General features: G+C 70.8%; 18 protein-coding genes. 12 read left to right on the top strand and 6 right to left on the bottom strand.

Going from position 1 to position 20,504, the window contains the following annotated elements:
- Positions 1-45 precede the first annotated feature (45 nt).
- Entirely contained in the window at positions 46-831 is a 786-nt protein-coding gene (locus CLV70_RS11845) for an SDR family NAD(P)-dependent oxidoreductase (protein ID WP_106126465.1), read from the bottom strand.
- Between the two features lie 138 nt (positions 832-969).
- Here CLV70_RS11845 and CLV70_RS11840 point away from each other — a divergent pair, with 138 nt between their 5' ends.
- From CLV70_RS11840 to CLV70_RS11830, 3 genes are all read left to right on the top strand, one after another.
- Positions 970-1,905, top strand: a complete 936-nt coding sequence (locus tag CLV70_RS11840) for an AraC family transcriptional regulator (RefSeq protein ID WP_211303733.1) — start codon at positions 970-972, stop codon at positions 1,903-1,905.
- 148 nt (positions 1,906-2,053) lie between these two features.
- A complete protein-coding gene (locus tag CLV70_RS39100; protein WP_146164040.1) occupies positions 2,054-2,977 on the top strand; it encodes a hypothetical protein in 924 nt (307 codons plus the stop codon).
- Between the two features lie 26 nt (positions 2,978-3,003).
- Positions 3,004-3,888 (top strand): protein kinase domain-containing protein, encoded by an 885-nt coding sequence (locus CLV70_RS11830; protein ID WP_158277755.1) that lies wholly within the window; start codon positions 3,004-3,006, stop codon positions 3,886-3,888.
- Positions 3,889-4,310: 422 nt separating this feature from the next.
- Here CLV70_RS11830 and CLV70_RS11820 read toward each other — a convergent pair whose 3' ends face one another.
- Complete coding sequence (locus tag CLV70_RS11820; RefSeq protein ID WP_146164039.1) at positions 4,311-4,655, bottom strand: hypothetical protein; 345 nt, start codon at positions 4,653-4,655, stop codon at positions 4,311-4,313.
- 238 nt (positions 4,656-4,893) lie between these two features.
- Here CLV70_RS11820 and CLV70_RS11815 point away from each other — a divergent pair, with 238 nt between their 5' ends.
- From CLV70_RS11815 to CLV70_RS11795, 5 genes are all read left to right on the top strand, one after another.
- Positions 4,894-7,713, top strand: coding sequence for a cation-translocating P-type ATPase (locus tag CLV70_RS11815; protein WP_106126460.1), 2,820 nt, complete (start codon positions 4,894-4,896; stop codon positions 7,711-7,713).
- Between the two features lie 15 nt (positions 7,714-7,728).
- Positions 7,729-8,547, top strand: coding sequence for a polyphosphate kinase 2 (gene ppk2 / locus CLV70_RS11810; protein WP_106126459.1), 819 nt, complete (start codon positions 7,729-7,731; stop codon positions 8,545-8,547).
- A gap of 94 nt (positions 8,548-8,641) precedes the next feature.
- A complete protein-coding gene (gene gadC / locus CLV70_RS11805; protein ID WP_106126458.1) occupies positions 8,642-10,117 on the top strand; it encodes a glutamate/gamma-aminobutyrate antiporter GadC in 1,476 nt (491 codons plus the stop codon).
- Positions 10,114-10,557 (top strand): hypothetical protein, encoded by a 444-nt coding sequence (locus CLV70_RS11800; protein WP_106126457.1) that lies wholly within the window; start codon positions 10,114-10,116, stop codon positions 10,555-10,557. The genes gadC and CLV70_RS11800 overlap by 4 nt, the downstream gene beginning before the upstream one ends.
- 5 nt (positions 10,558-10,562) lie before the next feature.
- A complete protein-coding gene (locus CLV70_RS11795) occupies positions 10,563-11,903 on the top strand; it encodes a dipeptidase (protein ID WP_106126456.1) in 1,341 nt (446 codons plus the stop codon).
- A 52-nt stretch (positions 11,904-11,955) separates the two neighbouring features.
- On the opposite strand, the gene CLV70_RS11790 is transcribed toward CLV70_RS11795, so the two are convergent.
- The gene (locus tag CLV70_RS11790; protein WP_106126455.1) at positions 11,956-13,074 is read right to left on the bottom strand and encodes an aminopeptidase P family protein; all 1,119 of its coding nucleotides are present in this window, start codon (positions 13,072-13,074) and stop codon (positions 11,956-11,958) included.
- A 37-nt stretch (positions 13,075-13,111) separates the two neighbouring features.
- Positions 13,112-14,542: an MFS transporter gene (locus CLV70_RS11785; RefSeq protein ID WP_245908173.1), complete on the bottom strand. Its 1,431-nt coding sequence runs from the start codon at positions 14,540-14,542 to the stop codon at positions 13,112-13,114.
- Positions 14,543-14,771: 229 nt separating this feature from the next.
- Between CLV70_RS11785 and CLV70_RS11780 the strand changes: the two genes are divergently transcribed.
- Entirely contained in the window at positions 14,772-16,028 is a 1,257-nt protein-coding gene (locus CLV70_RS11780; RefSeq protein WP_106126453.1) for a threonine/serine exporter family protein, read from the top strand.
- A gap of 30 nt (positions 16,029-16,058) precedes the next feature.
- Here CLV70_RS11780 and CLV70_RS11775 read toward each other — a convergent pair whose 3' ends face one another.
- Positions 16,059-16,394, bottom strand: a complete 336-nt coding sequence (locus CLV70_RS11775) for a hypothetical protein (protein ID WP_106126452.1) — start codon at positions 16,392-16,394, stop codon at positions 16,059-16,061.
- A 424-nt stretch (positions 16,395-16,818) separates the two neighbouring features.
- Here CLV70_RS11775 and CLV70_RS11770 point away from each other — a divergent pair, with 424 nt between their 5' ends.
- Positions 16,819-17,025, top strand: a complete 207-nt coding sequence (locus CLV70_RS11770) for a hypothetical protein (RefSeq protein ID WP_106126451.1) — start codon at positions 16,819-16,821, stop codon at positions 17,023-17,025.
- Positions 17,022-17,285, top strand: coding sequence for a DUF7144 family membrane protein (locus CLV70_RS11765; RefSeq protein WP_425440140.1), 264 nt, complete (start codon positions 17,022-17,024; stop codon positions 17,283-17,285). Before CLV70_RS11770 ends, CLV70_RS11765 begins: the two co-directional genes overlap by 4 nt.
- Positions 17,286-17,289: 4 nt before the next feature.
- Here the strand turns inward: CLV70_RS11765 and CLV70_RS11760 are convergent, their stop codons facing one another.
- Positions 17,290-19,977 (bottom strand): winged helix-turn-helix domain-containing protein, encoded by a 2,688-nt coding sequence (locus tag CLV70_RS11760; RefSeq protein WP_146164038.1) that lies wholly within the window; start codon positions 19,975-19,977, stop codon positions 17,290-17,292.
- Positions 19,978-20,364: 387 nt separating this feature from the next.
- On the opposite strand from CLV70_RS11760, the gene CLV70_RS41700 reads away from it, so the two are divergent.
- Entirely contained in the window at positions 20,365-20,493 is a 129-nt protein-coding gene (locus tag CLV70_RS41700; protein WP_281260442.1) for a hypothetical protein, read from the top strand.
- Positions 20,494-20,504: the final 11 nt, after the last annotated feature.

Genomic DNA, 20,504 nt, shown 5'->3' with positions numbered 1-20,504 from the left:
CCCGGAACGTAGCGGCTGGTGCCGATGAGGACAACGCCGGTGTGTTCAGAGTTCGCCGGGCACGGCGCTCGTGGGCTGCGGGATGGAGTAGTCGTCCGAGAGCGAGCCGTACGCGGACTTGCCGTCGCCGGTCAGCGCCGCCTTGGCGTCCACGGCGAGCGTGTCCGCCACGATCTCGATGCTGCCGGCCTCGAGGCCGTCCAGGGCCCGGGCGACGATCACCGCCGGATCGGTCATGAGGTCGTCCAGGGCCCCGGGGCCGGCGACGCTGTCCACCAGCGCCTTCATGACGGGGGTGGACGCCATGCCGAAGACCAGGCTGCTGACGAACGTTCCCTGCCTCGACAATTCGCCGCGCAGGTTGGCCGTCATGCTCCACAGGGCTGCCTTGGACGCGCCGTAGACGCCGAGTCCCTCGGTGGCCGACCAGGCCGCCGCCGACAGCACGTTGAGGATGGCGCCGCCGCCGTTGGCGGCCAGAACCGGGGCGAACGCCCGGATCATGGCGAGCGTGCCGAAGACGTTGGTGTCGAACTGGCGGCGGATCATCTCCGGGTCGCCGCCGAGGAAGGTGAGCCCGGGGAAGGCGACGGAGGCGTTGTTGATGAGCAGGTCGACGCCGTGCGCGACGGCCGCGGCCTCGGTGACCGACTCCTGGTGGGTCATGTCGAGCCGCAGCACCTCGGCGCCGGGGGCGTCGATGTTCTCGGGGCGGCGCGCGGTGGCGTAGACCCGCGCCGCTCCCCGCTCGAGGAGCTGCTGAACGAAGTGGTGCCCGAGGTTGCCGGCCCCGACCCCGGTCACCAGCGCGGTACGTCCCTGAAGCTGCATGTCTTGCCTCGCCTTGCCATCGGATCGAATGGGATGACGTCATGCTATGAAGCATCGCCTGCGACAGTCGATGCTCGTCTGACGCATATCTCTTATCCGTATGACTCACTCGGTGACGCATACCGCTAAGCTCACGGCGTGGATCTGGTCACCGAGGTGCTTCGGGTGTCGGGCATGAAGGGCTCCGTGGGGGCACGCATGGAAGCGGGCACCCACTGGCACGCCGAGCTGGCGAACTATCGAGGGATAGCCGCTCACGCGGTCCTCAGTGGAGGCGCGTGGCTGGTGATGGGCGACGGGCGGCACGTGCGGCTGGCCGCCGGCGACGTCGTGCTGGTGCCACCCGGCGCGCCGCACGGGCTGACCGATGTTCCCGACGGCGGCCCCTCGATGCGGGAGGCAACGGTCTGCCCGCCCCGGGACGGCCGGACGGTGTTCCTCGGCTCCGGTCCGGCACGCACGCGACTGTTCACCATCTACTACGACTGCAACCACCTGACCAGGACGCAGGTGCTCGACGAGCTGCCCGACCCCTTCCACTTCCAGGGCGGCGAGTCCGGCGCGGCGTACCTGGACGACATCGTGCGCCTGCTCGGCCGGGAACTCGCCCGCCCGCAGCTCGCCACCGGCGCCGTGATCGAGAGCCTGGTCGACCTCATCCTGATCCAGCTGGTCCGGGGCTGGTTGTCCGGCCGCACGGCGCAGCCGCGCGGCACGTGGCTGGGATGGGTCGACGACCCCGTGGTGCGCGAGGCGGTGGAACGCATCCACGCCGACCCGGCCGCGGACTGGACGACCACGACGCTGGCCGCCTCGATGCACGTCAGCAGGGCGACCCTGGCACGCCGCTTCCAGACGGCCATGAGCCGCAGCCCGGCGAGCTACCTCACCCAGTGGCGCATGGACCTCGCCGCTGTCGACCTCCGGGACACCCGCGACCCGGTCGAGGCCGTCGCCGCCCGGGTGGGATACCGGTCCGTGCCGTCGTTCACCCGCGCCTTCGTCCGCGACCGCGGCATGACCCCCGGCGCTTTCCGCCTGGCGCCCCGCCGCCTCGCCCCCGACGCCGGCTGAACGGCCGAACGACCCGCCGAGGGGGCGGTGTCGTGGGGAGGTGGGCCGGCTTCGCGGGCGCGCTCATCCCTCGCGGATGGGGCCCTGCCCGCACCGTGCTGTGACGCTGGGCCAAGGCCTCCCATCACCGCCGCGGAAGGAGCCACTGATGCGACCTGGGCGTAACCGTCGCCGACCGCGCCTCACCGTTCTGTTCGGGCTGCTGTTCGGCATCGTTGTCGGGCTCACCGCCTGTGGGGCCGGGGGCGGCGAGAGACCGTCCGGCCTGCCGTCGACGCGTGCCGAACAGCGGGAGGCGCAACGTTCCGCCTCCGGCGTGCCGGATACTCCCACGCCCGAGCGGACGACCGGGGCGACAAAGGCCAACCGGGCCCCGGAGACCAGCGTCGTGACCTCGGAGCGGACGCGTCCCACCCGGTCCACCGCTCCGGCGCCCACCACGAGCCCTCCACCGGCCGACACGGAACCCGCGCCGGCCCGCCCCACGCGGACCACAGTGCCGGCCCCGACCACCACGCAGGCCGAGCAGACGCCCACGGCCTCCGCGTCCGCCGTTCCCGCCGCCGGCACCGCCGAGGGTCTGGGCCTGCTGGGCTGGTTCCTGTTGCTCGCCCTGGCCGCAGCGCTGATTGTCGCCTGGGTGCTGGTCGGACGCTCGCAGCGGAGAGCGGGGTGGGACACCGAGGCCCGCGCCCTGGAGTCGGAGACCCGTGGGATCACCGCCACCCGGCTCCCTCCGGTACTGCACACGACCACCGCCGAGCGGCGGTTCCTGGTCTGGGGGCCGGTACGAGCCGACCTCCTCGACGTACAGAACCGGTGGGACGCGCTGGCCGAGCGGGCGACAGGTGACGCCCGGCGGAACTGGTCGCTGCGCGTGACCGCCCTGCTGCACGAGCTGATCACCGCCGTCGATGTCGAGACCGAGGCGCTCGGCGCCGGGCAGGACTGGGCGATGCTACGGGTACGGGTCGACCGGGCGGGCCGCGCGCTCGCCGCCGTTCTCAGCGGGCAACCACAGCCCGAACCGCCACCCGCCGCGGAGCCCGGCACGAGTGCCTTCCAGACCTGATGTCCGGCTCGAGCAGGTCGTCCATAGTGGATGGCTTTCAACTGTTGTCACGTATCGGCAGGGGCGGGACGGCGACCGTCTTTCTGGCAGCACCACTCGCCGGCGGCCCTCCGGTAGCGGTGAAAATTCTCCGCCACGGTACGGGCATCGCCTCCTGCCGGCGTGAGTTCGCCATCGCCTCCGCCGTGGATGCCGCCCGCACGGCAGTGCCGATCGCCCACGGCGTCGCGGCGATGGGCCCCTATCTGGTGACCGCCTACCTGCCGGATCACGTGTGCGGATCGGTGCTGATGGGCGAGACGATGTCGATAGCCGAGCTGTGGACGTTCGGTGGCGACCTCGCCGAAACGCTCGCTTCAGTGCACGGCAGCGGCGTCGTGCACTGTGACGTCAAGCCGTCCAACCTGCTGGTCGGCGACGACGATGTCCGAGTGATCGACTTCGGCATCTCCCGGTACGTCGGGGAACGCACCGTGAATGACAGCTTCGTCAGGTGCAGTCGCGGCTGGGCCGCACCGGAGCAGCTGCGCGGTGAACCGCTGGCGCCGAGCGCGGACGTCTTCGCATGGGGAAGCATGGTGGCCTACCTGGCCACCGGAGTGCATCCGTTCGCCGGCCGGTACGAGGCCGACTGGATCCTGCGCGTCGGCTCGGGGGAGCCGAACCTCTCGGGGCTGCATCAGGACCTTGCAGCGGTGGTACGTGCGGCGCTGGCCCACGATCCCCGCAGCCGTCCCAGCGCCCGCGAACTGGTTGCGATGTGCCGCGAGGCGACGCGACCGGCACCCGGACCGCGACCGGCACCCGGACCGCGACCGGCACCCGGACCGCGACCGGCACCCGGGCCGCGACCGGCACCCGGTCGCACCGCATGGCCGGTGGAGGCCACAGAAATCGCTCCACCGGGGTGAATCCAGGCCGGGGGGTGGCTGTGATGGTGAACGGAAGTGTGAACCGTACCGGTGAAGCGGAGGCTCGAGATGAGAGAACCACAGAATGACCCGGGACGATCGGCTCGCCGGTTCTTCGTGGCAGGGGCGGCGCTGGAGGTGGCGGCAGGCGTCCTGGGTCTTGCGGGGCTGACCGTGTGCACGGTCGCGGTCGCGGCATTGACCCGGCATCGCGTGGCGCGGATGGAGACTCCGCCGTCCGAACTGGCGCGCAGGCATTGGGCCAGGGCGAGGGCCGCGACGTCCGCCGGGATGGTGGCGTGGCGCGGTGTGCCGTTCGGCCCGCGTACTGACGCACTTCTCCGGCCGCGCGACACGGCGCGGGGGTGACCCTGATCGCGGGCGCCGAGCGGCTTCCTGCTCGGCGCCCGCATGTCTGCCGGCTACTCGCCCGGGACAAGGATGCGGCTGCCCAGCGAGCGGCCGGTCGCCACCCGTCCGGGCCCGGTCATCGAAGCGCCGGAGGACCCGGGATTGCTCTCCCGGACCGGCATGCGATGCGCCGTTCCTGGGTCGCCGGCAGTGGTCCGGTGCCCGGGCGGGTCGTTCATCAGGGCCACGACGACCGGCGTACGCCGCGGCGGCTCTCCGTGCGGGGGCCGCACCTCGATGCGGTTCCACCCGGCCCACGACAGGACCAGGGTCGTGGCCGCCACCGCGAGAATCGTCCACGGTGCCTTGTCGCCGTCCTGTTCGGAGCTTCGCCGCGTCGTGCGATCAGGCCGCATGTCGTCCTTCCCGTCCGGGTGCTCAGGACCCCTGTCCGCAGGATGGCCGGTGCCACTGCCGGCGGACGTCATCTGCCGGGGATGAACGGCTCGCCGTCCGGTTCCGGGGGAAGGCAGGTCGCGGCGAGGCAGGGCGATCGAAACCATCCTTGTGGGGTGAGGGGTGCCGGTCGGCGGCACGTGAGCGTGGACCTGTAGGCCGGGCGGGATTCGCCCGCCCGCACCCTGGGGGCCAACGATGACAGAAGCGACCAGCACGATCGATGATCGGTTGCCCGATGCCGATGCCGGCCGCCCGCCGTGGTACTCCCGCACGGCGGCGGAGGCGGTCGCGGCGCTCGGCACGGACGCCCGGAAGGGCCTCAGCGGGAAGGAACTGACGGTACGGCTGCAGCGGTACGGCCCCAACCGCATCGCCGACGTCAAGCCACCGTCCACGTGGGCGGTGGCGACGCGGCAGTTGCGCGATCCGATGAACGTCATGCTGGTGCTCGTGGTGGCCGCCGGGACGGTCATCGGCGAGATTCCGACAGCCGTCATCGTCGCATCGCTCGTGCTGCTCAACGTGCTGCTCGGCACCCGGCAGGAACTCGCCGCACGGGCGAGCGTCGACGCCCTTGCGAAGATGCAGGCCCCGGCTGCCCGGGTGATTCGCGAGTCCCGGACCGTGCTGGTGCCGGCCGCCGAGCTCGTGCCGGGTGACATCGTTCTCCTGGAGGCCGGTGACGTGGTCCCGGCCGACGGACGGGTGCTGCGTTCCGCCACGCTGGAGACCCAGGAAGCCGCGCTGACCGGGGAAAGCACACCGGTCGCGAAGGATGCACGCGTCCTGCCGCCGGGTGACGTGGCGCTGGGCGATCGGTCGAACCTGTTGTTCCAGAACACCTCGGTGACCCGGGGGACGGCGACGATGGCGGTCACGGCGACCGGTATGCGGACCGAGATGGGCCGGATGGCCACCATGATCACCCGGGTCGAGCGGACCCGGTCGCCGTTACAGCGGGAACTCGATGCGCTGACCAAGGTGCTGGGGATCGTCGCCTGGACCGCGGTCGCGTTCATCGTGGTGGTGGGTGCGCTGCGCGGCCTGGAGCTGGAGCAGTTGCTCATGCTGGGCACCGCGATGGCGATCTCCGCCATCCCTACCGGTCTGCCGGCCTTCGTCGCCGGGCTGCTGTCCTACGGCGCGAAGAATCTGGCGTCGGCGCGGGCGATCGTCAAGAACCTCACCGATGTCGAGACCCTCGGGGCGACGAGCGCCATCAATACCGACAAGACCGGCACGCTGACCATGAACCAGATGATGGTCTCGTTGCTCTATACCGGGGGCGCCTGGTTCTCGGTGGCGGGTGAGGGGTATCGCAAGGCGGGTGCCATCACGTCGGTCGCGGGAATCCCGGTGCCCGACTTCACCCGGTTGGCCCTCGGCCTCGTCCTCGACAGCGACGCAACGGTGGCGGACGACGGGACCGTGGTCGGCGATCCGACCGAGGCGGCGCTGGTCGTCCTCGCGGCCAAGCTGGGCGTCGACGCCGACGAGACGCGGCGGGCGTACCCCCGGCTGGCTGAGGTCCCGTTCGATTCCGACTACAAGTTCATGGCGACCTTTCACCGGTATCCGGTGGACGGCGGTGAACGGATCATCGAACTGGTCAAGGGCGCGCCGGACGTGGTGCTGGCCCGTTGCGACCGGGCCGGCGGCCCGCTGCACGAACGGCAGCAGCCGATCGACGACGTTCGCGCGGCGATCGAGGCCGCCAACCAGCGGATGGGCGCCGACGGCCTGCGGGTCCTCGGATTCGCGGCCCGGATCGTCGAACCCGGCGAGGTCCCCGCGGTGACCGCCGACCCGATGTCGCTGACCCGGGGTCTGAGCTTCGTCGGCATGGTCGGCATCATCGATCCGCTGCGGGCCGAGGCGCGGTCCGCGGTCCGCGCCGCCCTCCGGGCCGGGATCGACGTCCGGGTCATCACCGGGGATCACGCGGTCACGGCCCAGGCGATCGCCGGCATGCTCGGGCTCGGCTCGGGCGCCATCAGCGGCAGCGAGCTGGGGGAGCTCTCCGACGAGGCGCTCGACCGGCGACTGCCCGGGCTGCACGTCTTCGGCCGCGTCTCACCGGAGGACAAGCTGCGCATCGCCCGGGCGATGCAGCGGCAGGGCTGGATCGTCGCCATGACCGGTGACGCGGTCAACGACGCGGCTGCGCTCAAGCAGGCCGACATCGGTGTCGCGATGGGCAGCGGCAGCGAGGTCACGAAGCAGGCGGCCCGCATGATCCTCACCGACGACAACTTCGGCACGCTCGTGCGCGCGGTGGAGATCGGCCGCCGGGTGTACGAGAAGATCGTCGCGTACGTGCGCTATCAGATGACCCAGCTGCTCGCGCTGGTGATGCTCTTCGTGGCGGCCACCGCCTTCAACATCAATCAGGGCGTGGCGCTGACCCCGGCGATGGTGCTCTACCTGTTCTTCTTCGCCACCGCTGTCGGCGTACTGATCATCGCGGTGGACCCGGGCGATCCGCAGGTGATGCATCGGCCGCCGCGTGATCCGGGGGTGCCGATCACCAACGCGCGAGCTGTGCTGTTCTGGCTCCTCTACGCCGTGGTGCTGTTCGGGGCGGCTCTTGTGCCGCTGGTCGCCGGCCCCGACGAACCACGCACCGACGCGCCCAGTGCGGCCATGACCATGGCGTTCGTGGTGCTCGGGCTCGGCACGGTCGGCAACGCGATCACGAACCGCCGGGACCCGGCGAGCGGGCTGCTGCCGCCGATCGTCAAGGCCGCCGCCATCGGACTGCTCCCGGTCGTGCTGCTGGTGGTGGCGACCCGGGTCGACTTCCTGCAGCACAGCCTGCTGACGCAGCCGCTGACCGGCGACCAGTGGCTGACCTGCCTGGCTCTCGGCCTCGCCCTGCCCGTGGCGGTCGAGACGGCGAAACTGGTCCGCCGGCGCCACGTGTTCCGGGCGGCCACCGATCCGGTGCGGACCGTTGCCCCGGAACGGGCCCGCCGCCCGGCCGCTCTGGACTTCATCCCGACTATTCCCCGCTGAAGGCCGAGGACAGCCATGGCCAAGCCGAAGAACGCTATCGACGACAGACGCCCGCCACGCCCACGGATGAAGAACAAGGAATACCGGCGGGAGCTGCGCCTCCTGCACGGGGAACTGGTGGCGATGCAGGAGTGGGTGAAGCGTACGGGCGCCAAGATCTGCATCGTCTTCGAGGGCCGGGACACCGCCGGCAAGGGCGGCACCATCAAGGCGATCACCGAGCGGGTCAGTCCGCGGGTGTTCCGGGTGGTGGCGTTGCCCGCACCGACCCCGCGCGAACGATCCCAGATGTATCTGCAGCGTTATGTGCCGCACCTGCCCGGAGCGGGAGAGGTGACCATCTTCGATCGGAGCTGGTACAACCGCGCCGGAGTCGAGCGGGTGATGGGCTTCTGCACCGAGGGGCAGGCGGCCGAGTTCCTGCAGGCGGCACCCGACGTGGAGCGCGCCATCGTCCGCTCCGGGGTGATTCTGCTGAAGTACTGGCTGGAGGTCAGTGCCGACGAGCAGACCCGGCGCCTGCAGAGCCGGATCGACGATCCGCGCAAGGTGTGGAAGCTGTCCGAGCTCGACCTCCGGTCCTACGGGATGTGGCATGAGTACTCCCGGTGCCGCGACGAGATGTTCCGCGCGACGGACACCTCCTGGGCCCCGTGGTACGTGGCCGGCGCCGACGACAAGAAACGCGCCCGGCTGAACGTCATCACGCATGTGCTCGGCAACGTCCCGTACGAGCCGCTGATGCACCGCGAAGTATCCCTGCCGGAACGCCACAAGGCCGACGGGTACCGGGAACCGGCGATGCCGCTGCGCCACATACCCACGCCGTACTGAGCGACCGGAACCCCGTGCGCGCCGCGTGCGAGGTCGGAACACCAGGCCACGGCCGATCTGCCGGGGCCAGTCCGCTGTATCGGAGGGAGTCATCGTGAGCACGAAGGACGTTCCCGTCGGCCGCTCGGCACCGCCGGCCGACGTACGGGCCCCCGCGGGAACCCGCGCTCCTGCCGTTTCCTACATCTCCTGGGTCGCACTGGCCCTCATGACGACCAGTTCGGTGGCCAGTCTCCGCCCCTCACCGACCATGGCCGTGTACGGGCTGGCATGCGTCTTCCTCTACCTCATCCCGGCGCTGGTGTTTCTGATCCCCACCTCGCTCGTCTCCGCCGAGCTGGCCTCCGGCTGGAGCGGTGGTGTGTACCGGTGGGTCAGCGAGGGCATCTCCAAGCCGATGGGCTTCCTGGCCGTGTGGTGCCAGTTCGCCATGACGGTCTTCTACTACCCCAGCCTGCTGGGGTTCGTCGCCTCGACCCTGGCCTACGTGATCAACCCGGACTTGGCCTCGAGCGGCGTCTGGACCGCACTCGTCATCATGGTGTGTTACTGGACCGGCGTGTGGGTGTCCTCCCGGGGCGCCAAGGGCGTGGCCGGGCTGGCCAGCAGCGGCCTGGTCATCGGGACCCTCATCCCCGGCATCGTGCTCGTCACGCTCGGCGTGGTCTTTCTCGGCCGGGGTAACGAGTCGGCCGCGCCGATGACCGCCGACAACCTGCTGCCCGCGTGGGCCGGACTGGCCAGCCTCGTCCTCATCGTGAACAACTTCCTGTCGTACTCGGGCATGGAGATGAACGCGGTGCACGTGTCCTCCCTGCGGGACCCGGCGAAGCAGTACCCCCGGGCGATGTTCCTCGCGATGGGCCTGGTGCTGCTCATCTTCATCCCGCCCGCGCTGGCGATCAGCTGGATCGTGCCGGCCGAGCAGCTCTCCCTGACGGCGGGCATCATGCAGGCCTTCGACGCGGTCTTCGCCGAGTTCGGATCGCAGTGGCTGACCCCGATCATCGGGATCATGCTCGTCGCGGCGTCGCTCGGCGGCATGCTGACCTGGCTCGCCGGTCCCTCCCGGGGCCTGCTGCTGATCTCGCGGCAGGAGGGTTACCTGCCGCCGTTCCTGCAACGGCTCAACAAGCACGGTGTGCAACAGAACATTCTGGTCACCCAGGGCCTGGTCACCACCGTCATTGCCCTCGGGTACGCCTTCATCCCGGACGTCTCCAGCGCGTACTGGATCTTCTCGGTGATCACCACGCAGGTCTACCTGATCATGTACCTGCTGATGTTCATCGCCGCCGCCCGGCTGCGCAAGCGGCAACCCGATCATCCTCGCGGATACCGTGCCCCGATGCTCGCCGGGCTGTGCGGGGTCGGCTTCGCCGCGTCGCTGGCGGCCCTCTTGATCGGCTTCATCCCGCCGTCGCAGTTCGGCTCCAGCAGCATCTGGACGTACCTGCTGATCGTGGGCGGCGGCGCCCTCGGCCTCGGCCTGCTCGTGCCCTATCTGTTCTACCGGCTGCGCAAGCCGTCCTGGCGGACGGCGCAGGCCGAGGAGGTGCCGGTCTCATGAGAGCCACCGTCGACGATTCCCGCCGGACCCGGCTGACCACATACGTGGTGCTCGGTGTGATCTTCCTGATCCTGTCCGGCGTCGCCCTGCTCACCTTCCGCTCGGCACGGTCGGACGCTCAGGCCCGGGCGAAAGCGGACCAGTACATCGCGGAGCTGACGGCGAACGGTCTGCGCACACCCACCCAGGAGCAGATCGTCCGGGTGCTCGGCGACGACGGGGGAGCCCTGTGCGACGACCCGTCGGCCGGCCTGCGCCGCGCGGTGCTGTACGGGACGCTGACCAACGGCGCCGGCGGTCCGGGCGCCCGGCCGGTGATCGCCGACAACAACGTCCTCAAGGGGCAGCTTCTGGCGATCAAGGTGTACTGCCCGGAGCAGCTGGAGGACTTCGCCGAGGTGGCGAACGACCTCAAGTACGCCGATGTGGCGCGGGGGTGAGCCGGATGGACCTGCGGGAGCGCATCAACGCACTGATGGGCCGGGCCCGGGCCGACCTGGCCGAGCTCGTCGCCATTCCCTCGGTCGCGGACCCGCGCCAATTCCCGCCCGAGATGTGCGAGCGGGCGGCGAACTGGGTGCGGGACCGATTCGCCGAGGTCGGCTTCACCGACCTGCGGCTCGAAGAGACAGCGGACGGGAGCCGTGCGGTCTACGGCGCACGACCGGCCCTCGACCCCGGCGCGCCGACCGTGCTGCTGTACGCGCATTACGACGTCCAGCCGCCCCTGGACACCGAGGCCTGGCGCACGCCTCCGTTCACCCTGACCGAGGTCGCCGGGCGCTGGTACGGGCGCGGCGCCGCCGACTGCAAGGGCAACATCGTCGCGCACCTGACGGCGCTGCGCGCACTCGGCGACGGGATTCCGGCGAACCTGAAGCTCATCGTGGAGGGCTCCGAGGAGCAGGGCACCGGCGGGCTGGAGGACTTCGTCCCGCGCAACGCCGATCTGCTGCGCGCCGACGCCATCCTGGTGTGCGACACGGGCAATGCCGCCGTCGGCTCGCCGGCCGTCACAGTGAGCCTGCGAGGAATGGTGAACGTGGTCGTCGGTGTCGAGGCACTCGGCTCCGAGTTGCATTCGGGCATGTTCGGCGGAGCCGCGCCGGACGCGCTCGCCGCCCTCGTGCGGATCCTGGCCACCCTGCGCGACGACGCCGGCAACACCACGATCGCCGGCCTGGACAACGCACAGACCTGGTACGGCGAGGACTACCCCGCGGAGCGGTTCCGTGCCGACGCCGGGCTGCTCGATGGGGTGTCGCTGCTCGGAGACGGTTCCGTGCCGGACATGATCTGGGCCCGCCCGGCGATCAGTGTGCTGGGCATCGACTGCCCGCCGGTGGTGGGCTCGGCCGCGGCGATCCAGCCGCATGCCCGGGCCCGGCTCAACCTCCGCGTCCCTCCGGGGCTGGATCCGGGCAAGGCGTACGAGGCCCTGGCCGGCCACCTGCAGGCCGCGGCGCCGTGGGGCGTGCACGTGACGGTCGAGCAGGAGGCGGTCGGGCAACCGTTCCGGGCCCGTACCGGTGGGCCGGCGTACACGGCCATGGCCGCTGCCATGCGCGACGCCTTCGGCCGCCCGATGACGGCTCTGGGGCAGGGCGGATCGATTCCACTGTGCACGGTGTTCGCGGACACGTACCCGGAAGCCGAGATCATCCTGATGGGCGTCGAGGATCCGTTGTGTCGCATGCACGCGCCGAACGAGAGTGTCCATCCCGGCGAGATCGCCGGGATGGCGCTGACCGAGGCGCTGTTCCTGCAGAGGTACGCCGGGTGCTGAGGCGGCGGGGCGGGGCGGCGGCAGAACCGCGTGCGCCGCCCCGCCCCGCTGTTCAGGAGACCAGGTGCATCCGGTGCCGGGTGTTGTTGAGCCGGCGTCCACCGTCCTCCGTGACTGTCACGATGTCCTCGATCCGGACGCCGAACCGGCCGGGCAGGTAGACGCCGGGCTCGATGGAGAAGCACATGCCGGTTACCAGCGGCTGGGTCTCGCCCTGCACCAGGTACGGCGGTTCGTGCGTGGTCAGCCCGATGCCGTGCCCGGTACGGTGGATGAAGTACCTGCCGTAGCCCGCGTCACCGATCACCTGTCGTGCGACCCGGTCGATCTCCTGGCAGGCGACGCCCGGGCGGACCGCCTCGAAAGCCGCCTGCTGGGCCCGGCGCACCACGTCGAAGACCGTGCGCTCCTCGTCGGTCGCCGGCCCGACGTGCACTGTCCGGGTCGTGTCGGAACCGTAGCCCTGGCACAGGCCACCGAAGTCCAGGATCACCATGTCCCCGTACCGGACGACCCGCTCACCCATCTCGTGATGGGGGTTGGCGCCGTTCGGCCCGGATCCGACGATGGTGAAGTCCACCTGGGAGTGCCCGTGCTGCCGGAGGAGACCGGCCAGGTCGGCGCCGATCTCCCGCTCGGTACGGCCGGCGAAGGGTACGCACACGATCTCCTCGTACGCGGCGTCCGCCGCCGCTCCGGCCGCGGAGAGCCGGTCGATCTCGCCGGGGTCCTTGACCGCCCGCAGCATCGGCAGCGCTCCGGTCATGGAGCTGTAGTGGGCCCCGGGCACCACCCGCTGCAGGCCGAGCAGGTGCATGGCCCACGCGGAGTCGGACATCGCGTAGTGGCCGAGCGGGTCGATCAGGGGCGCCACGGCGGTGTACGGATCCTCTCCGTCGGCCCAGTCGACGAGCGAGACGCCGGCGGCGCCGGCCGCCGGTTCCGCATCGGGACGCTCGAGTGCGGGGACCAGCAGGACCGGTTCCCTGGCGGCGTCCAGGATCAGCAGGGTCATCCGCTCGGTCACAGCGGTCGGCTGGTACCCGCTGAGGTAGGTGAGGTCGGGCCCGGGAGTCACCAGCACCCCGCTGAGCCCGGCCTCGGTGGCTTGCTCGACCGCGCGCTCCATGCGTCGCGCGTGGCTGTTCGTCCTGGACATGATGGTCGTCATCGCCGAAGCGCCTCCTTCGGCCGGCGCGGCGCCTGCCTCAGCGGCACACCGGCGGCTGTGTCGGAATGGTGTGACTGGCCGCCGCCGAGGCGGCGGAGCGGAGAAGGGCGGACGACGGCTCGCCCCGGTGCCGTCCCATCAGCAGGGCGAGGGCGATCCCCGTGGCCGACATGACGGCGAGAAGCAGCGCCGAGCGAGCCAGGCCCGCGGCGAGCCCATCGGCGGCCGGTGCGCCTCCCGCGGAGTGCGAGGCCGACACCGCCGTGGATATGGTGGCCACCGCGGCAACCGCCAGCGACCCGCCGACGTACCGGGCCATGTTGGAGATGCCCGAGGCCTGACCGGCCTCCTCGGGCGACACGGCGGAGGTGGACGCCGACGATGCCGGTCCGTTGGCCAGGCCCAGCCCGGTCGCGATGACGGCGAGTGGCAGGACGAAGGCGGCGTACGTCCACGAGACCGTGAGGAAGGCGAGCGCGGCGAAGCCGAGCGCGGCGAGGCCGAAGCCCAGCGCTACCGCCTGCCGCGAGCCGATCCGCACCGCCAGCGGCGTGATCAGCGGGGTCACCGCGATCATCGCCGCGGCGGCGGGCAGGGTGGCGAATCCGGCCTGCAGCGCGCTCATGCCGAATACGGCAGGATCCTGGAAGTAGAGGCTGAGGAGATACATCAGGGCGTTGATCGCGCCGGCCACCAGCAGGATGGCGACGGTCGAGCCGACCACGACCCGGTTGCGCAGCAGCCTCAGATCGACCAGGGGCGAGGCGGCCCGGCGCTCGACGGTGACGAAGCCCACCGCGCCCAGCACCGAGAGCTCCAGGCAGAAGACGGTGGATATCGAGAACCAGCCCCAGTCGGTGCCCTTGCTCAGGGCGAGGACGAGAGGCACCAGGGCGACGGCGATGAGGACCGTACCCAGTACGTCGATGGACCGGGAACGTCCCGGGTCCCGCGATTCCTGGACGGCGCGCAGGGTCAGAGGGATGCAGGCGGCAGCGATGGCGGCGTCGATCCAGAAGAGCCCCTGCCAGCCGGTCGTGTCGGCCAGCAGTCCTCCGATCAGCGGCCCGGCGGCCGCGCCGACCGCGGATGCCGCACCCCACATCGTGATCGCCCGCATCTGGGCGGCACCGGATGCGGCGACCGACAGCAGACTCATGCCGCACGCGAGGATGCTGGACCCGGCCGCCCCCTGCACCATCCGGCCGGCGATCACCCCGGCGCCGCTGCCGGACAGGGCGATGAGCACGCAGGAGGCGACGAACAGGACAAGACCGCCGACGAAGATCCGCCTCCGTCCGAAGACGTCACCCATCGCTCCGGCGGTCACGATGACCGCGGCGCCGACGAGCATGTACCCGGTCACCGCCCATTGCAGCTGGAAGACCGTGGCGCCCAGGTCGCTGCTGATCGCGGGCAGCAGGATCGTTACCGCGGACGTGTTGGCGTTGACCACCAGCGCTGACACGCAGGCAGCGAGTAACACCCCGCGGCCCGCGGCCCGTTCGTGTGCAGCTGTGCCGGACATGGCCACCCCTTCCGCGACGCCGTCAGGCGCTCCGGCTCGAGCCTGACAACCGCGGGCTGTGCCCGCCCTCACCCGCCGGGAATGAACCCGTCCGGCAGTGACGCCCCGCGGACGGTTCATCCCCGCGGGGTGAAGCCCGCCCGGCTGCGCGGAGTTAGCGTCCGTTCCCGTGAGGACGGACCGCGTGGTCGGCGAGGCCGAGGACCTGCAGCAGTTTCTGCTCTTCCTCGGTAGCGCGCTGACCGCCGCCGGGGAGGCCGTCAACCGGATCGAGGAGCGCCTGTGCCGGGTCGCCGCGGCGTACGGTGCGCCGCAGGCACGGGTCAGCGTCCTGCCCACGTATGTGGTGGTGGCATTGCGGCCCGGGCGTCCGGCGACTCTCGAGCCGACCAGGCAGCTGCGTGGCGGTCTGCGGCTCGATCAGACCGCGGCTCTCTTCGAGGTGTTGCGCTCGGCGGAGCAAGGTGGGCTGCCGCCCGATCAGGGCAGCCGTCAAGTGCAGGCCGTCATCGACATGCCGCCGCGTTTCGGGGTGACCGTCCGAGTTCTCGGCCATGCCGTACTGACCGTGGGCATCTGCCTGATCCTGCATCCGACGTGGGGCGACCTGATCCTCGCCGGGTTGTTCGGTGTGCTGGTCGGCCTGCTCAGGCTGGCCGGCGCACGCTTCACCGGGCTACAGATGCTCATGCCCGTCATCGCGGCGTTCTCGGTCGCCGCGCTCACCTTCCTGCTGGCCGGCCCCGGGTGGGCCGGCTCGGATCTGCGGGCGATGGTGGCACCGCTGGTCACCTTCCTGCCCGGTGCGACGCTCACCATGGCGGTGATCGAGATCTCCGCCGCCGAGATGATCACGGGCTCCAGCCGCCTCGTGACCGGCTTCCTGCAGTTGCTGCTGCTCACCTTCGGCATCCTCGGTGCGGCGCAGGCTGTGGGCATACCGCCGGCGAACCTCGGTGCGAGAGCTACGGCCGGCGTGGCCGGCGCGGCGGCGCCCTGGCTCGGCGCCTTCATCGTCGGTATCGGCAGCTATCTCCTGCACAGCGGTCCGCGACGCTCGCTGGGCTGGCTGTGCCTCGTGCTCTACGCCGGCTGGATCGGCCAATACCTCGGTGGTCTCATGCTGGGTGGTTATCTCAGCGGATTCGTCGGCGCCGTCACCCTGACCGTCGTCGCGTACACGGTGGAGCTCCTCCCGTCCGGACCACCCGCCCTGGTGTCTTTCCTGCCGGGATTCTGGTTGCTCGTGCCGGGTGCTCTGAGCCTGATCGGCATGACCGAGTACCTGAGCCGGGACGTCGTGCGGGGAGCCGAGGACCTGCTCGGCGCGGTCGGCTCGATGGTGGCTGTCGCGCTCGGTGTGTTGTGCGGGTATCCGCTCTTCCGGACGCTCGCGCGGGTGTCTTCGGGGCTCCCTCGCGCGTGAGCCGCGGGGCGGCCAGGAGATCGGCGGGTGCTACGACTGGTCGAGGTCGAACGAGTGCCGCCCGGGATGCCCTTCGAACAGCAGACAGGTGATGTCGTCCGACTCCGGTTCGCCCGGCTTGTCACACACCGCGGCACAGGCCCCGGCCTGCTCCACCGCGGACGAGGTGAACGTCCACCGGACCCACCAGTCGATCTCGCCGCTCTGCTGGCCCAGGTCGCCGTGGGGACCGTCGTGACGGAACTCGAGGCGGCACTCGTGATGGCGGCGAACCTGGTGGGTCGCATACGTACGTCGTCTGAGCCACTGGATCTGGGAGTCGCTGAGGTCGATCCGTGCAGGGCACCGTTCACCGGACGAGTACACGTGAGTCACCGTACTGGGGGCGCGCCACCATGGCGACTCAGGAGCGTGCCGGATGTGCCCGGGGCGATGCCGGCCCGCCCACGGCGGGCCGGCATCCAGCCGGTCAAGGGTGCGCCCTCCACTCACACCCGAACCTCGATCCAGAGGCCCGCCGCTGACTACGAACCGGCGCGCCTCCGGGGACGCCGTGCACTGCCCCCACATCTGCCCGGCGTCCGCGCCACGGATCGTGGTCGCCGGCGTCCCCTTCAGTCAGCCATCGCAGGCTCGCCGGCGCCTCATCCCGCTCGGATGGCTGCGTGGTTTCCGGGCGTCGCGCGACCCGGCGACCTTCACCCCGCCCGGATGAGGCCTGCGGCCCGGAACTGCGAGCAGGCTCGGCGCGATCGGGCAGCGGCCCGACATGACATGAGCGGAGGACACCATGGCATCGGATCGGCGGCCCCTCCCGTCGCGCGACATCTGCCGGCCCACTCCGCACCGTCCGCACCGTTGGCTGCCCGGAGCCACCGCGTGGCTGGGGTGGATCCTGTTCATCAGCATCATCATGGTCTCCGCCGGTCTGATCACCATTGCCCAGGGCTTCGTCGCGCTGCTGAACGAGGACTTCTACCAGGCACCGGCCGGCTGACGGTCGATGCCGGCTATGCGGCGTGGGGGACGGCGCTGCTGGTGCTGGGCGCCGCGCTGCTCGCCGGGGCCTACGGCGTGCTGACCGGCTACGGCTGGGGACGGACGATCGGCGTGCTGTCCGCTTCGGTGAACGCGCTGGTGAACATGGGATTCGTGGCGGCCTACCCGTTCTGGACCTTCCTGGCCGTGTCTTTCGACATCATCGCCATCTATGCGCTCGTCGTTCACGGAGGAGCCGCCAAGACGCTGCGAACGTGACGGCCTAGATGAGTCCGTACTCGCGGGCCCGGGACACCGCCTGCCGGCGACGGGGGGTGCCCAGCTTGCGATAGATCGCGCGCATGTGAGCCTTGATCGTGTTGACCGACACGCCCAGCTCCACGCCGATCTCCGCGGCGGTCAACATGGTCGGCAGATAGTGCAGGACCTCGGTCTCCCGGCCGCTGAGCGCCACGACGCCGGCCGGTATGTCGTCCGGTACGGTCGTGCCGCCGATGAGTTGCAGAAGATCGGCGACGAAGGCGGCGTGGTCGCCGGTCATCAGGCTCTGCCGGGCGAGCAGCGACCCCAGGCGCCCACCGGCCAGGCGGGCGAACGGGCGGCGGATCTCCTCCGCCGCGGCCAGCACCACCGCCTTGCCCAGCAGCTCTCCCGCCGCCACCCCCCGGCCGATCGCGTCGGCGGTCAGGGCGCCCAGGACGCGGGCTTCGACGGTGGCGACGGTCTCGGACATCAGTGAGCCCCGTTCGGTGAGCAGTGTCTGCGCCGCGTCCGGGTTACGGGTGGCGAGGGCGGCGCGCACCAGGAGATTCCGCTCCGGCAGGGTCAGGCCCACGGAACGCAGCTGCGAGCCGTACCGCCGCTGGACCAGCTCGGGCCGGTCGGCCAGCAGGTCCGCCTCCGACTCGAGCGCGAGCAGCCATCGGTCGATCGCGGGTGTGCGCGCGTCCGGATAGCGCCGCCGGCGAGCCTCCCTCAGGAAGGCCTGAGCGTTGGGCAGCCGATCCTGAGCCATGGCGAGGCGGGCTTCGATGCCGAGTGTCAGTTTCCACTGCGCCGCCTCCGGGTCGCCGCGGTGAGCCCGCAAGGCCAGTTGCAGAGCCCGTTCAGCCGGCCCGTAACGGCTGCGCTCGAGCTCCACGACGGACGCCGCAAGATGCGCCGCCACGACCTGGACGGAATCCGTCCAGCCGCCGCGCTCCGCTCGGTGCCGTGCCAGGCACACCAGGCGTTCGGCCTCTCGTACCGACCCGGACATCACCTCCAGCAGGGCGTGATGCCCGAGCGCGTTGATCTCGGCCAGGGGTACGCCGGCCGTCCGGGCCGCGACCGAGCTCCGGGACAGGTATCGCTCGGCAGCCTCGAGCTGGCCGGTCCACAGCAGAGCGACGCCCTTGTTGTGCAGCGCGATCGCGCGGTACTGCAACGTCGACGGTAGCCGGGCGACCGGCACCCGGGCCAGGTCGCTGAGTTGGCTGGTGCTGTCCCGGATCACCGCCGGCATGTCACCGGCCGCCCGGTTCGCCGCCGCCCGCAGCGCTCGGACGGCGATCTCGGCCGGCCTTCTGTCGGTGTCCGTACGGTCGGCCAGCAGGCCGAGTGCCTCGCGTAGGCGCTCACGGATTCCCGCGTAGTCACCGGCGTCGAACAGGAGGATCGCTCCGCAGATCATCAATTCGGCGGTGCCGGCGAGTTCCGCGGCCGGCACCCGTTTCAGGACCTCGACCAGGCGGCTGCGGTCGCGGGAGAGGATCATCGGTGCCGCCTCGACGACGAGCCGCCCGAGATGACCCCAGTCCCGGGCTGCGATCGCGTGCCCGAGGGCGTCGATGACCATTCCCTTCCCGGCGTACCAGTCCGCGGCGCGCCGGTGGAGCTGGGGAAGCAGCTCAGGGCTCTCCAGCCTGAGCCGGTGCTGCAGGACGTCGCGGATGAGATGGTGGTAGCGGAACCAGTACGGGTGGGAGTCCAGCCGGACGACGAGCTGATTGACCTGCTCGAGTTCCTCGAGGATGCGTTGCCCGCCGGAGTCCTGCGTGACGGCGTCGGCCAGGTCGCCGCAGAGGTGTTCGCAGATACTGGTTCGCAGCAGGAAGGCACGGAAGCGCGGATTCTGGCGTGCCAGCACCTCCTCCGACAGGTATTCGTCGACCGGTCGCACATCGCCGCTGAAATCAGCGACCGAGCCGCCGTCCGGGCCGGTGATGAACCGCGCCGCGAGCTGCAGGCCGGCCGCCCAGCCCTCGGTCCGCCGCACCAGCAGCGCGATCTCCTCCGCTGGGAGGCGTACGCCCTGGGCGGCGAGCAGGTCGACGGCCTCGTCCGCCGTGAAGGCGAGATCATGCGTGCGGACTTCGCTGAGCTCGCCGGCCGCACGGAGCCGGTGCAGCGGCAGCGCCGGCTCGGTGCGGCTGATCAGGACGAGCCGGAAGGGATCGCGGGGTACCCGCAGGATGCCGCCCAGCTCCCGGAGCAGCCGTGGATTGTCGATCGTGTCGAAGTCGTCGAGGACGAGGACCATCGGCAACGGCAGCTGGCTGAGCATCCGGCCCAGCGCGCGGATCCGTCCGATGCCGTCGTTGAGCACGGCGTCACGCTGGGCCGCCGGCCATCCGTCCGCCGCACCGGAGGCCGCGCGTAGCGCCGCCACGACGTGCGCGGAGAAGACCCGCGGATCGTTGTCGTGGCTCTCGAGCGTCAGCCAGCCCACAGGTTCCCGCCGGGTCGCCGCCCAGGCCGACACCAGCGTCGTCTTGCCCCACCCAGCACCCGCGCTGACCAGCGTCACCATCCCGCTCGCGCCGCTGTCGAGCAGGTCGGTCAGACGGGGACGATGCAGGTTCGACCGGCCGGGCTGGGCGCGGGCCGGCTTGGGCGGGGCCGGCACCGGCTCGAGGGAGGCGACACGGAACCCGCCCACAGATGTCGGATCGCCATCCTGCCGCACCATTCTGCCTCCTCAACTCCACTTGTGGCACGCTCCGCTGCTTGGCGCGCAGGGAGCGTCACACCATCGCGCTGGTCGCGTCGAGAAATGGGGTCTCGTCGCGGATGGCTCAGCAAGGGGGCGGGAAGAACGGCGTGTTGTCTTGATCGCGCCCCACGGCAGGGCATCACGGATTCGGGTGTTCGGGCAACATCCTTCGCGAAGGTCTGTCTCGTTCGCCCACCCGTCATGGATGACCTGTATGCCCTCCGATCGGAGGACCATCGGCCTTGTACGCACAGCGGATCGACCACGTCTGGAGAGTTCGCCGCCATGGACGTCCGATACGAGATACACGTACAAGGCCTGCTCGGACCCGCGCTCCGGGCCGCATTCGCGGATCTGCGGTGCGTGACGGCGACCCGGCGCACGACCATTCGCGGCCGGCTGTCCGACGAGGAGCTTCGAGCCCTGCTCGACCGGCTCGATCGGTGCGGCGTCGAACTCGAGCTGCTGTGCTGCCAGAGCCGCGACGGGTGACGAAGGTGCGC

The sequence above is a fragment of the Pseudosporangium ferrugineum genome (genome assembly GCF_003002065.1).
Classification (GTDB): Bacteria; Actinomycetota; Actinomycetes; order Mycobacteriales; family Micromonosporaceae; genus Actinoplanes; species Actinoplanes ferrugineus_A.
Note: the sequence above shows the minus strand (reverse complement) of the source record. Positions and strands in the feature narration are given on the sequence as shown.

What these genes read in the sequence shown, in the direction of transcription:
- CLV70_RS11760 (WP_146164038.1), bottom strand. Translation starts at nt 19,977, where the DNA reads ATGGTGCGGCAGGATGGCGATCCGACATCTGTGGGCGGGTTCCGTGTC.
- CLV70_RS11800 (WP_106126457.1), top strand. Translation starts at nt 10,114, where the DNA reads ATGAGAGCCACCGTCGACGATTCCCGCCGGACCCGGCTGACCACATAC.
- CLV70_RS11820 (WP_146164039.1), bottom strand. Translation starts at nt 4,655, where the DNA reads ATGCGGCCTGATCGCACGACGCGGCGAAGCTCCGAACAGGACGGCGAC.
- CLV70_RS11790 (WP_106126455.1), bottom strand. Translation starts at nt 13,074, where the DNA reads ATGACGACCATCATGTCCAGGACGAACAGCCACGCGCGACGCATGGAG.
- CLV70_RS39100 (WP_146164040.1), top strand. Translation starts at nt 2,054, where the DNA reads ATGCGACCTGGGCGTAACCGTCGCCGACCGCGCCTCACCGTTCTGTTC.
- CLV70_RS11815 (WP_106126460.1), top strand. Translation starts at nt 4,894, where the DNA reads ATGACAGAAGCGACCAGCACGATCGATGATCGGTTGCCCGATGCCGAT.
- CLV70_RS11845 (WP_106126465.1), bottom strand. Translation starts at nt 831, where the DNA reads ATGCAGCTTCAGGGACGTACCGCGCTGGTGACCGGGGTCGGGGCCGGC.
- CLV70_RS11770 (WP_106126451.1), top strand. Translation starts at nt 16,819, where the DNA reads ATGGCATCGGATCGGCGGCCCCTCCCGTCGCGCGACATCTGCCGGCCC.
- CLV70_RS11795 (WP_106126456.1), top strand. Translation starts at nt 10,563, where the DNA reads ATGGACCTGCGGGAGCGCATCAACGCACTGATGGGCCGGGCCCGGGCC.
- ppk2 (WP_106126459.1), top strand. Translation starts at nt 7,729, where the DNA reads ATGGCCAAGCCGAAGAACGCTATCGACGACAGACGCCCGCCACGCCCA.